Raw genomic sequence first — 11971 nt, 5'->3', positions numbered from 1 at the left:
CCCGGCGATGCCGGGCGTTCTCCGTTCCAGCGCGCGGCAGCCGGGGCTCAGGCCGCGGGCGCCGCGTCCGTCACCTCGCGGTACTCCTCGATCCGGTCGAAGTTCATGTACCGGTAGATTTCCGCGCCCTTGTCGTTGATGACGCCGATGTCCGCCATGTACTCCTCGCGGGTCGGGATCCGGCCCAGACGCGAGCAGATCGCCGCCAGCTCCGCCGAGCCCAGGTAGACATTGGTATTGCGACCCAGGCGGTTGGGGAAGTTGCGGGTCGAGGTCGACATCGCGGTGGCGCCCTCGCGGATCTGCGCCTGGTTGCCCATGCACAGCGAGCAGCCCGGCATCTCCATGCGCGCGCCGGCGGTGCCGAAGGTGCCGTAGTGGCCTTCCTTGGTCAGTTCGGCGGCGTCCATCCTGGTCGGCGGGGCGACCCAGAGGCGCGTGGGGATGTCGCGCTTGCCTTCCAGCAGCTTCGCCGCCGCGCGGAAGTGGCCGATGTTGGTCATGCAGGAGCCGATGAACACCTCGTCGATCCTGTCGCCGGCAACGTCCGACAGCGTCTTCGCGTCGTCCGGATCGTTCGGGCAGCAGACGATCGGCTCGACGACCTCGTCCAGGTCGATCTCGATCACCGCGGCGTACTCGGCGTCGGCGTCGGGCTCCAGCAGCTGCGGGTCTTCCAGCCACTGCTCCATCTTCGCGATGCGGCGCTGCAGGGTGCGGGCGTCGGCGTAGCCTTCGGCGATCATCCACTTCAGCAGCACGATGTTGCTGGTGAGGTATTCGATGATCGGGGCCTTGTCCAGGCGCACGGTGCAGCCGGCGGCGGAGCGCTCGGCCGAGGCGTCGGCCAGCTCGAAGGCCTGCTCGATCTTCAGGTCCGGCAGGCCCTCGATCTCGAGGATGCGGCCCGAGAAGATGTTCTTCTTGCCCTGCTTGGCGACCGTCAGCAGGCCCTGCCTGATGGCATACAGCGGAATCGCGTGCACCAGGTCGCGCAGGGTCACGCCGGGCTGCAGCGTGCCCTTGAAGCGGACCAGCACCGATTCCGGCATGTCCAGCGGCATGACGCCGGTGGCGGCGGCGAAGGCCACCAGGCCGGAGCCCGCCGGGAACGAAATGCCGATCGGGAAGCGGGTGTGGCTGTCGCCGCCGGTGCCGACGGTGTCGGGCAGCAGCATGCGGTTGAGCCAGCTGTGGATGATGCCGTCGCCGGGGCGCAGCGAGACGCCGCCGCGGGTGGAGATGAACTCCGGCAGGGTGTGGTGGGTCTTCACGTCCACCGGCTTCGGATAGGCGGCGGTATGGCAGAAGGACTGCATCACCAGGTCCGCGCTGAAGCCCAGGCAGGCCAGGTCCTTCAGCTCGTCGCGGGTCATGGGGCCGGTGGTGTCCTGCGAGCCCACGGTGGTCATCTTCGGCTCGCAGTAGGTGCCCGGACGCACGCCCTTCCCTTCCGGAAGGCCACAGGCGCGGCCGACCATCTTCTGCGCCAGGGTGTAGCCCTTGCCGGTGTCGGCGGGCGCCGCCGGCTGGCGGAACAGGCCAGTGGCCGGCAGGCCCAGCGATTCGCGCGCCCTGGCGGTCAGGCCGCGGCCGATGATCAGCGGGATGCGGCCGCCGGCGCGCACTTCGTCGAACAGCACCTCGGACTTGACCTGGAATTCGGCGATCACCTCGCCGTCCTTCAGCGCCCTGCCCTCGTACGGCCGCAGCTCGACCACGTCGCCGTGGCCCATCTTCGACACGTCGAGTTCGATCGGCAGCGCGCCGGCGTCCTCCATCGTGTTGTAGAAGATCGGCGCGATCTTGCCGCCCAGGCACACGCCGCCGAAACGCTTGTTCGGAATGAAGGGGATATCCGCGCCGGTCCACCACAGCACGCTGTTGGTGGCCGACTTGCGCGAGGAGCCCGTGCCGACCACGTCACCCACGTAGGCGACCAGGTGGCCCTTGTCCTTCAGCGACAGGATCTCCTGGATCGGCCCGCGCCTGCCGTCCTCCTCGGGCACGAAGGGTGCGTCGGCGCGCCTGTTCTTGAGCATCGCCAGCGCGTGCATCGGGATGTCCGGGCGCGTGGTGGCGTCGGGCGCCGGCGACAGGTCGTCGGTATTGGTCTCGCCCGGCACCTTGAACACGGTGATGGTCATCGACTCCGGCACTTCCGGCTTCGAGGTGAACCATTCCGCATCGGCCCAGCTCTGCAGCACGGCCCTCGCGTTGGCGTTGCCGGACCTGGCCTTTTCCTCGATGTCGTGGAAGGCGTCGAACACCAGCAGGGTGTGCTTGAGACCCTCGGCGGCGATCGCGCCGAGGTCGGCGTCGTCCAGCAGCCGGACCAGCGGCGCGACGTTGTAGCCGCCCAGCATGGTGCCCAGCAGCCCGGTGGCGCGCTCGCGGCCGATCAGCGCGTTCTTCTCGCTGCCGAAGGCGATCGCGGCCAGGTACGACGCCTTGACCTTGGCGGCGTCGTCCACGCCCGCGGGCACGCGATGGGTCAGCAGCTCGAGCAGGAACTGCTCCTCGCCGGCCGGCGGGGCCTTCAGCAGTTCGATGACGTCGGCGGTCTGCTGCGCGGTCAGCGGCAGCGGCGGGATGCCGAGCGCGGCGCGCTCGGCCACGTGGTGGCGATAGGCTTGCAACATGTCGCGGGGACTCCGGAGGGTTCTGACGGGGTGTCTGATGGATGGTTCGGGTGTTCGTGTCGCCCGCGTGCCGGCGTGGCCCGGAGCGTCAGCGGTGCTTTCCGGTGGTGGGCACGATCAGCTTCAGTCCCTTGAAGTAGTCGCGGAAGAAGGCGTCGTCGCGGGTGATCAGCGCGTTGCACTGGAGCAGCGCATGGGCACCGACCAGGAAGTCCGCGACGACCCGCTCGCGGCGGCCGCCGCGGGTGCGGAAACGCCGGTTCATGTGCCCGGCCCGCATCGCGGCCGCCTCGCCCAGCGGCAGGTAGCGGATACCCAGCGGCGCCAGCACGTCCATCAGGCTGACGGAGGTGTCGAGCATGGCCTGGACCTCGGCGACCACCGCCTCGCAGACGACCACGTCGTCGTGCACCAGCGCTTCGCCCACGCAGGCCTCGGACGATGCGGCGAACGCGTCGTCGCCGATCAGGATGTCGATGAGGACGGAAGAGTCCAGCGCGATCATCGCCGCGGCCTCCGGCAGCGACCCGCCTCATCCATCGACCGGATCCCCGGGCGCGCGGCCCCGGATGGCGCGCATGGCCTCGTCGGTGCGGGTCATGCCATCGACCAGCCTGTAGCGGCCGCGCACCTCGCGCAGGGCCTTGCTGACATCCTTGCGCAGGATGATCCGGCCGCCTTCCAGCTCGACCTTGAGCAGGGTGCCCTTGGTCAGGCCCAGGGCGTCACGCACCGCCTTGGGCAGGGTGATCTGGCCGCGTTCGGCGACGGTGGCTTCCATGGGACGGCTCCTGCCCCGCGGGGCGGCGTGGAACGGTATGCGCCCATTATACATACCTTGCAATGCATACCCCAGACCGCATACTGGATGCGTTGCTTAACACGCCCCTCCGTATGCTGAAGGGCGCCCGCACGCCTCGCATCCCACAAGGAGCCCCGCCATGGCCGATTCCTTCTCCACCCGTGACCGCCTCGAGGTCAACGGCAGGTCCTACACCTACGCCAGCCTCGCGAAGCTCGGCCAGCGGTTCGAACTCGCCCGCCTGCCCTATTCCATGAAGATCCTGCTGGAGAACCTGCTCCGCCACGAGGACGGCGTGAGCGTGCTGCCAGCGCACATCGAGGCCGTGGCGCGCTGGGACGCGAAGGCCGAGCCCGACACCGAGATCGCGTTCATGCCGGCCCGGGTGGTGCTGCAGGACTTCACCGGCGTGCCCTGCGTGGTCGACCTGGCGGCGATGCGGGACGCGGTCGCGCGGCTCGGCGGCCGTCCGCAGCAGATCAACCCGCAGATCCCGTCCGAGCTGGTGATCGACCACTCGGTGCAGGTGGACGTCTTCGGCCGCCCCGACGCGCTGGACCTCAACGGCAGGATCGAATTCGAACGCAACAGGGAGCGCTACGGCTTCCTGCGCTGGGGCCAGAACGCGTTCCGGAACTTCAAGGTGGTGCCGCCCAACACCGGCATCGTGCACCAGGTGAACCTGGAGCACCTGGCCCGCGTGGTCATGGAGCGCGAGATCGATGGCGAGCCCTGGGCCTTCCCGGACACGGTCTTCGGGACCGACAGCCACACCACCATGATCAACGGCATCGGCGTGCTCGGCTGGGGCGTGGGCGGCATCGAGGCCGAGGCCGCGATGCTGGGCCAGCCGTCGTCGATGCTGATCCCGCAGGTGGTCGGCTTCAAGCTCACCGGCCGGCTGCCCGAGGGCGCCACCGCCACCGATCTGGTGCTCACCGTCACCCAGATGCTGCGCGCCCACGGCGTGGTCGGGAAGTTCGTCGAGTTCTTCGGCGACGGCCTGGAGCACCTGCCGCTGGCCGACCGCGCCACCATCGGCAACATGTCGCCCGAATACGGCGCCACCTGCGGCATCTTCCCGATCGACTCCGAGGCCCTGCGTTACCTGCGCCTGTCCGGACGCAGCGAGGAGCAGATCGCGCTGGTCGAAGCGTATGCCCGCGCGCAGGGCCTGTGGCACGAGCCGGGCCAGCCCGAGGCCGATTACTCGTCCGTGGTCGAACTCGACATGGGGACGGTGCAGCCTTCGCTCGCCGGCCCGAAGCGGCCGCAGGACCGCGTCCTGCTCGCGGACATGAAGAAGAACTTCAACGACAACGTCGGGCCGATGACCGCGCAGCGCGGGAAATCGCACGACTGGCAGATCAACCGCTTCGAGAAGGAGGGCGGCGGCCAGCCGCAGGCCGAGCACCTCGCGGCGAAGCCGGTGTCGACGATCTGCATCGACAACTGCAACCACGAGCTGCGCGACGGCTCGGTGGTGATCGCCGCGATCACCTCCTGCACCAACACCTCCAACCCCGCGGTGATGCTCGGCGCCGGCCTGCTGGCGCGCAACGCGGTGGCGAAGGGCCTGAAGGCGGCGCCCTGGGTCAAGACCTCGCTCGGCCCGGGTTCGCTGGTGGTCACCGATTACCTGAAGAAGGCCGGCGTGATGGACGACCTCGAGAAGCTCGGCTTCTACGTGGTCGGCTACGGCTGCACCACCTGCATCGGCAACTCCGGCCCGCTGCCCGACGCGGTGTCGAAGGGCATCGCCGAAAACGACCTGGCGGTGGCCTCGGTGCTGTCTGGCAACCGCAACTTCGAGGGCCGCATCCACGCCGAGGTGAAGATGAACTATCTCGCCTCGCCGCCGCTGGTGGTGGCCTACGCCATCGCCGGCACCGTCGACATCGACCTGACGAAGGAGCCGCTGGGCCAGGACCCGGACGGCAAGGACGTCTTCCTCCGCGACATCTGGCCGAGCAACCGCGAGATCGGCGACATGATCGCCGCCACCGTGGGGCCGGAGCTGTTCGCGCAGAACTATGCCGACGTGTTCAAGGGCGATGCGCGCTGGAACGCGATGGCCTCGCCGGAAAGCGAGCTCTATCCCTGGGACGCGGCCTCGACCTACATCAAGAATCCGCCCTATTTCGACGGCATGACCATGGAGGTCGGAAGCATCGAGGACATCCATGGCGCGCGCGTGCTGGGACTGTTCGGCGATTCGATCACCACCGACCACATTTCCCCGGCGGGCTCGATCAAGAAGGACTCGCCCGCGGGGCTCTTCCTGCAGTCGCGCGGCGTGCAGCCGGCGGACTTCAACAGCTACGGCTCGCGTCGCGGCAACGACGACGTGATGGTCCGCGGCACCTTCGCCAACATCCGCATCAGGAACAGGTTCTTCGGCGGCGAGGAAGGCGGCAACACCCTGTACTTCGGCAGCGACCCGGCGGAGAAGATGTCGATCTACGACGCCGCGATGAAGTACCGGGCCGACGGCACGCCGCTGCTGGTCATCGCCGGCGCCGAATACGGCACCGGGTCCTCGCGCGACTGGGCGGCGAAGGGAACCAGCCTGCTGGGCGTCAAGGCGGTGATCGCCGAGAGCTTCGAGCGCATCCACCGTTCCAACCTGGTCGGCATGGGCGTGCTGCCGCTGCAGTTCCTCGACGGCCAGGGCGCCGCGTCACTGGGCCTGGACGGCACCGAGACCTACGCGGTCACGGGCCTGGAGGATGGCGCGGCGAAGCGGGCGACGGTCACCGCCACCGCGGCCGACGGAAGCAGCAAGCGCTTCGAGGTCGCGGTGATGCTGCTTACGCCCAAGGAGGTCGAATACTTCCGCAACGGCGGGCTCCTGCACTACGTGCTGCGGCAGCTGGCGGGGAAGCAGCACGCGTAAACCTCCCCGCTGCGGGAGCAGCCGCAGTTGCGACCCCATGGGGATCGCAACTGCAGCGCCTGCGGGAGCTTCCGGGGCTTCGCGGGATCAGCGCAGCATGGGCGTCCACTCGGCGCTGACCAGCTTCCAGTCGCCGTCGACCAGGCGCCAGCCGGTGTCGACCTGCCAGGCGCGGGCGCTGTCGGGCAGCATGCGACCACTGCCGGCCGAGAGCACGGCATCGAGGCGGACCCGCGCATGGCCCTCCTGGAACTCGATGTCCAAGGGGCCCGGAAGCACGCCGACATCACCGTGCCGCATGAAATGCAGCGCGGCCAGGCGTCGTGCGCCGTCGCGGTCGAGGCCGCGCGGGCCGATGAAATCCCCGGCCAGCAGCGCGGCCACGCCGCCCGCGTCGCGCGCCTCGATCGCCGCGTGCAGTTCGCCCATGGCCTCGCGCAGCGCCTGCTCCGGGGGCGTCCGGGCGCATCCGGCAACGAGCGCACACAGCGCACACAGCGCCAGCACGGCCGCGACCCGGCACCGCCCCGCGACCGCCCCACCCTCTCCCCTGGCCCGCGCCATCCGCGCCTCCACCGCCGTGCCGATGCCGCCAGCATAGCTGCACTGCGCCTTGCCGCCCGGCGGAGCCCTGTGATCCAATCGGGACGACAGCCGTGGCATGGAACATGGCGCCGCACCGTTCCGAGGGGTAACGAATGAGCAGCACCGAGCGTCCGTGGCTGGCCAACTATCCGCAGGGAATCCCGGCCGAGATCGATGCCGACGAGTACTCGTCGATCCCCGCCCTGTTGCAGGAGGCGATCGAGAAGTACCGCGACCAGCCCGCCTTCTCCAACATGGGCGTGTCGATCACCTATGGCGAACTCGACCAGCTCAGCAACCGTTTCGCCGCCTACCTGCTCGAGGTGCTGAAGCTGAAGAAGGGCGATCGCGTCGCGATCATGATGCCCAACTGCCTGCAGTACCCGATCGCCACCTTCGGCATCCTGCGCGCCGGACTGGTGGTGGTGAACACCAACCCGATGTACACCGCGCGCGAACTGCGCCACCAGCTTGTGGATTCGGGCGCCCGCGCCATCCTGGTGCTGGACAACTTCGGCAGCGTGGTCCAGAAGGTCCTCGCGGACAGCAGCGTGGAGACGGTCATCACCACCGGCCTGGGCGACATGCTCGGCTTCCCGAAGGGCGCGATCGTCAACTTCGTGGTCCGCCACGTGAAGAAGATGGTGCCCGACTACGCGATCCCGGGCGCGGTCCGTTTCCGCGACGCGCTCAAGGCGGGCGCGCGGTATCCGGCGCCGAAGGTCGACATCGACCGCGAGGACATCGCCTTCCTGCAGTACACCGGCGGCACCACCGGCGTGGCCAAGGGGGCCATGCTCACCCATCGCAACCTGGTGGCGAACATGCAGCAGGCCTCGGCCTGGGTCAGCAAGCAGGCCAAGCCGGGCGAAGAAGTGATCGTCACGGCGCTGCCGCTCTACCACATCTTCGCGCTGACGGCGAACGGCCTGGTGTTCACCAAGTTCGGCGCCAAGAACATCCTGATCACCAATCCACGCGACATGCCCGGCTTCGTCAAGGAGCTCAAGCGCGAGCCCTTCACGGCCATCACCGGCGTCAACACGCTGTTCAACGGGCTGCTCAACACGCCTGGCTTCGACGAAGTGGACTTCTCGCAGCTGCGGCTGACGCTGGGCGGCGGAATGGCCGTGCAGCGCTCGGTCGCCGAGCGCTGGAAGAAGGTGACCGGCGTGACCCTGGTCGAGGCCTACGGCCTGACCGAGACCTCGCCCGCGGCCTGCATCAATCCGATGGACCTGGCCGAGTACAACGGCTCGATCGGCCTGCCGGTGCCGTCCACCGACGCCTGCGTCAAGGACGAGGAAGGGCGCATGCTGCCGGTGGGCGAAGTCGGCGAACTCTGCATCAAGGGGCCCCAGGTCACGCCCGGCTACTGGAACCGCCCCGAGGACACCGCCGCGGCGATCGACGCCGACGGCTGGCTGCATACCGGCGACATGGCGCGCATGGACGAGGGCGGCTTCTTCTACATCGTCGACCGCAAGAAGGACATGATCCTGGTCTCCGGCTTCAATGTGTACCCCAACGAGATCGAGGACGTGATCGCGATGATGCCGGGCGTACTCGAGGTGGCCGCGGTCGGCGTCCCTGACGAGAAGTCGGGCGAGGCGGTGAAGCTGGTGATCGTGAAGAAGGACCCTTCGCTGACCGCCGAACAGGTCCAGGCCCACGCCCGGGCCGAGCTCACCGGCTACAAGCAGCCCCGGTACATCGAGTTCCGCAGCGAACTGCCGAAGACGAATGTCGGCAAGATCCTCCGGCGCGAGCTGCGGGACGCGCCGACCCACCAATAATGTGATCTGGTTCACATTTCAGGCTTGACCAGGTTCCGGATTGACCCGGAACGTCGGTCGCTGCTTGCCCCGGAAGGGCAAACAGCGCATAGATGCGCACAAACGGGCATTCATCATTTTTTCTGGACTCCGCCGGCGGGCCCGGCCGGGGGCGTCCTGCGCGTCAGGGGACCTCCATGAACGTCGAATTGCTGCACGGCAACACCGCCACCGATCTGGGCACCATCCGCATCACCCATGATCCCTCCAACGCCTCGCACTGGTGCCACATGCACGCCAGGCAGGCCTTCCACGACGCCTCCTACCGCCCGTGCTTCTCCCCCCGGCTGCTCCGGGAGCTGCGACTGTTCGCGCGCGAGGCCATCGAGGCCTGCGAGGGCACGGCGGCGGCGGCGGCGGCTGACGGGCCCGCCCCGGCCCTGTCGCATATCGTGATCGCGTCCGATGCCCACGTGTTCAACCTGGGCGGCGACCTCGACCTGTTCGCGCGTCTGATCCGGGACCGTGACCGCGACGGCCTGCTGCACTACGCCAGCGAGTGCGTCGACAGCATCCACCTCCTGCACACCCGCCTGCACCCGGACGCCCATACCGTGGCCCTGGTCGAGGGCGACGCGCTGGGCGGCGGCTTCGAGCTGGCCCTGGCCTGCCAGACCATCGTCGCCGAGCGGGGCGTGCAGATGGGGTTCCCCGAGGTCCTGTTCGGCCTGTTCCCGGGCATGGGCGCCTTCCAGCTGCTGTCGCGGCGGGTCGGGCCCAGGCGCGCCGAAGCGATGATGCTCGACGGGGTGATGTACAGCGCCGAGCGCCTGCACGAGCTGGGCATCGTGGACGTGCTCGCGGAGCCCGGCGAAGGCGTGCGCGCGGTGAACGAAGTGATCCGCCAGAATCGGCGCATCGCGGCCGCCCGCCTCGCCCTGCACCGGGTGCGCGACGCGGTCGATCCGGTCACCCATGAGGAGCTGATGGACGTCACCCGGATCTGGGTCGACACCGCGCTGCAACTGGGCGACCGCCAGCTGCGCATGATGGAGCGACTGGTGCGGGCCCAGCTGCAGCGCCCGGAGGCGCAGGACACGGGCGCGACCGCCGCCGGCCGCTGAGCTCCGGCGCTCAGGCGCTGTCCGGCCCGCTGGCGGCGTCGCCGCGGGCCAGGTCGCCGCGGGCGCGCAGCGCGGACAGCGCCTGCTCCAACTGCTGCCGCAGCAGACGCAGCATGCCCTGCCATTCCCGCACCAGCTGGTCGGTGGCCATCCGCATGCCTTGGGAGGCCGCGTCGGACAGCCGGACCGCACCCATGTTGCCCGCGGCGCCCTTGAGAGCGTGGCAGGCATCGCGGAACGCGTCCCACCGCCCCGCCGCGCCCGCGACCTCCAGGTCGGCCAGGCACTTGCGCGCATCGCGCGCGCATTCGCCGAGGAAACGGCGCACGAATTCCTCGCCAAGGCCCATCTCGCGCAGCTCGTCGAGGATGTGCTGGGAGATCACGCTGCCGTCCCCGCGCCCCGCCACATCGGACGGCGGGGCCGCCGCGTCGCCCTGCCCCGGCTCCGCGCCCTCGGCGATCGCGGCCAGGTGCCCGAGCAGGCGCTCGACGACCACCGGCTTGGTCATGAACGCATGGGCCCCTGCGCGCTCGCACTCGGCGCGGGCCTCGGGCGTGGCATCGGCGGTAAGCACGATGAAGGGGGTGCGCCTTCGGCCCGCCTCCATGAACCGCGCCTGCTTGAGGACCTCGAGCCCGCTGCCGCCGGGCATGTGCAGGTCGATGATCACCGCGTCGAACGACTGCGCCTCGAGCGCGGCGAGCACGTCCTCGCCATCGTCGACCACCTGGGCGCGGTGGCCGGCCTTTTCCAGCAGCCGCCGCATCACCATGAGGTTGGCGCTCTGGTCGTCGGCCACCAGGATGCGCAGCGGCCGCACCCGCGCGCGGTGGCGCACGAAGGGGTCGCCGAAGGCGATGACGTTGCCCGGGTCCGCCGTCGGCTCCGCAACCGCGAACGGCAGCTCCACCCAGAAGTGGGAGCCGACGCCGGGCCGGCTCTCCACGCCGATGCTGCCGCCGAGCTGCTCGGCCAGCGCCTTGGCGATGGTCGTCCCCAGTCCCGTGCCACCGAAGCGGCGCGCCCGGCCGCCGTCGGCCTGCTCGAAGGCCTCGAAGATCCGCGCCTGGGCCGCCAGCGGGATGCCGATGCCCGTGTCGCGCACCGAGAACCGCAGCCAGGCCTGGCCCTCGTCCCGGGCCAGGCGCTCCACCTCGAGCGTGACCCGACCGGCATCGGTGAACTTGATCGCGTTCGACAGCAGGTTCACCAGGACGTGGCGCAGATGGTTGCTGTCGCCATGCAACTGCCGGGGCACGTCGTCGGCCACGCGGGCCTCGAAGGCCAGCCCCTTGGCCTGGGCGCCCGGCTCGAGCATCAGCTGGATTCCACGGATCAGCTCGGGCAGCGAGAAGTCGGCGTCGGTGCGCCGGAACTTGCCCGCTTCCAGGCTGGAGAGGTCGAGCACCTCGTCCACCAGCGCCTGCAGCGCACGTGCCGAGGTGCGGATGACCTCGGCGCTGTCCCGCTGTTCGGCGCTGAGCGTCGTCGACGAGAGCAGCTCGGACATGCCGAGGATGCCGTTGAGCGGCGTCCGGAGCTCATGGCTGATGTTGGCGAGGAAGCGGCTCTTGGCACGATTGGCCGCCTGCGCGGCCTCGGTGGCCTGCACCAGCCTGCGCAGCAGCGAGCTGAGATAGAGCGGTACCGCGGCCAGGCCGATCAGCAGGCCTCCGCCCAGCAGCAGGTTCTCCTGCCAGTACGGCGTCGTCGCCAGCGCCAGCCCGAACGAGACCACCGCGAAGCCGATCGCCAGGTACAGCCAGCGTTGGCCGTAGCGCAGGCCGTTGCCGACGGTGACCCACATGATCACCACGTACATCCAGGCCAGCAGGTCGCCCAGCAGGTAGAGCCCGGCGCCCATCAGGGTGTAGTCGGCGATCATGCCCAGCACCCGGCGCGGGTGGGACACGCCCGGCCGCGCCAGCAGCCAGCCGAGGATCGCGAAGCAGACGCCGAACTCCAGCGCCAGCAACTGCTGCGACAGCCGCAGCGCCTGCGCGACTTCGGGGCGCCCGCTGACCACGATCTCCAGGTAGATCGCCACCAGCACCAGCATCACCAGGCGCACCAGCGCCTGCCCGTGCTCGGTGTCGGGGCGGCCCGCCAGGCGCTGCCTGGCCCAGTGCAGGGCCGCCATGCGC

8 protein-coding genes are annotated in these 11971 nt (G+C 69.5%); 3 read left to right on the top strand and 5 right to left on the bottom strand.

What is annotated here, in order from left to right; genetic code table 11:
* Nucleotides 1–47 precede the first annotated feature (47 nt).
* From acnB to FPZ22_RS00215, 3 genes are all read right to left on the bottom strand, one after another.
* Nucleotides 48–2642, bottom strand: coding sequence for a bifunctional aconitate hydratase 2/2-methylisocitrate dehydratase (gene acnB, locus FPZ22_RS00225; RefSeq protein ID WP_144889208.1), 2595 nt, complete (start codon nucleotides 2640–2642; stop codon nucleotides 48–50).
* Nucleotides 2643–2730: 88 nt separating this feature from the next.
* Entirely contained in the window at nucleotides 2731–3147 is a 417-nt protein-coding gene (locus FPZ22_RS00220; RefSeq protein ID WP_144889206.1) for a type II toxin-antitoxin system VapC family toxin, read from the bottom strand.
* Nucleotides 3148–3174: 27 nt separating this feature from the next.
* Nucleotides 3175–3423 carry an AbrB/MazE/SpoVT family DNA-binding domain-containing protein gene (locus FPZ22_RS00215; RefSeq protein ID WP_144889204.1) on the bottom strand — a complete coding sequence of 83 codons (249 nt, stop codon included), beginning with the start codon at nucleotides 3421–3423 and terminating at the stop codon, nucleotides 3175–3177.
* A 160-nt stretch (nucleotides 3424–3583) separates the two neighbouring features.
* Between FPZ22_RS00215 and acnA the strand changes: the two genes are divergently transcribed.
* Nucleotides 3584–6340 carry an aconitate hydratase AcnA gene (acnA, locus tag FPZ22_RS00210; protein ID WP_144889202.1) on the top strand — a complete coding sequence of 919 codons (2757 nt, stop codon included), beginning with the start codon at nucleotides 3584–3586 and terminating at the stop codon, nucleotides 6338–6340.
* A gap of 87 nt (nucleotides 6341–6427) precedes the next feature.
* On the opposite strand, the gene FPZ22_RS00205 is transcribed toward acnA, so the two are convergent.
* Entirely contained in the window at nucleotides 6428–6982 is a 555-nt protein-coding gene (locus FPZ22_RS00205) for a nuclear transport factor 2 family protein (protein ID WP_246120774.1), read from the bottom strand.
* Nucleotides 6983–7038: 56 nt separating this feature from the next.
* Between FPZ22_RS00205 and FPZ22_RS00200 the strand changes: the two genes are divergently transcribed.
* Both FPZ22_RS00200 and FPZ22_RS00195 read left to right on the top strand, forming a co-directional pair.
* Complete coding sequence (locus FPZ22_RS00200; RefSeq protein ID WP_144889200.1) at nucleotides 7039–8721, top strand: long-chain fatty acid--CoA ligase; 1683 nt, start codon at nucleotides 7039–7041, stop codon at nucleotides 8719–8721.
* Nucleotides 8722–8897: 176 nt separating this feature from the next.
* Complete coding sequence (locus tag FPZ22_RS00195) at nucleotides 8898–9824, top strand: crotonase/enoyl-CoA hydratase family protein (RefSeq protein ID WP_144889198.1); 927 nt, start codon at nucleotides 8898–8900, stop codon at nucleotides 9822–9824.
* Between the two features lie 10 nt (nucleotides 9825–9834).
* On the opposite strand, the gene FPZ22_RS00190 is transcribed toward FPZ22_RS00195, so the two are convergent.
* Nucleotides 9835–11967: an ATP-binding protein gene (locus tag FPZ22_RS00190; protein WP_144889196.1), complete on the bottom strand. Its 2133-nt coding sequence runs from the start codon at nucleotides 11965–11967 to the stop codon at nucleotides 9835–9837.
* Between the last annotated feature and the right edge of the window lie 4 nt (nucleotides 11968–11971).

The organism is Luteimonas granuli, from assembly GCF_007795095.1.
GTDB lineage: Bacteria > Pseudomonadota > Gammaproteobacteria > Xanthomonadales > Xanthomonadaceae > Luteimonas > Luteimonas granuli.
This window is presented reverse-complemented; position numbering and strand designations above follow the sequence as displayed.

Excerpts from the sequence above, each read along its gene's own strand:
- FPZ22_RS00190 (WP_144889196.1), bottom strand. The coding sequence starts at position 11,967 with ATGGCGGCCCTGCACTGGGCCAGGCAGCGCCTGGCGGGCCGCCCCGAC.
- FPZ22_RS00195 (WP_144889198.1), top strand. The coding sequence starts at position 8,898 with ATGAACGTCGAATTGCTGCACGGCAACACCGCCACCGATCTGGGCACC.
- acnA (WP_144889202.1), top strand. The coding sequence starts at position 3,584 with ATGGCCGATTCCTTCTCCACCCGTGACCGCCTCGAGGTCAACGGCAGG.
- FPZ22_RS00215 (WP_144889204.1), bottom strand. The coding sequence starts at position 3,423 with ATGGAAGCCACCGTCGCCGAACGCGGCCAGATCACCCTGCCCAAGGCG.
- FPZ22_RS00220 (WP_144889206.1), bottom strand. The coding sequence starts at position 3,147 with ATGATCGCGCTGGACTCTTCCGTCCTCATCGACATCCTGATCGGCGAC.
- acnB (WP_144889208.1), bottom strand. The coding sequence starts at position 2,642 with ATGTTGCAAGCCTATCGCCACCACGTGGCCGAGCGCGCCGCGCTCGGC.
- FPZ22_RS00200 (WP_144889200.1), top strand. The coding sequence starts at position 7,039 with ATGAGCAGCACCGAGCGTCCGTGGCTGGCCAACTATCCGCAGGGAATC.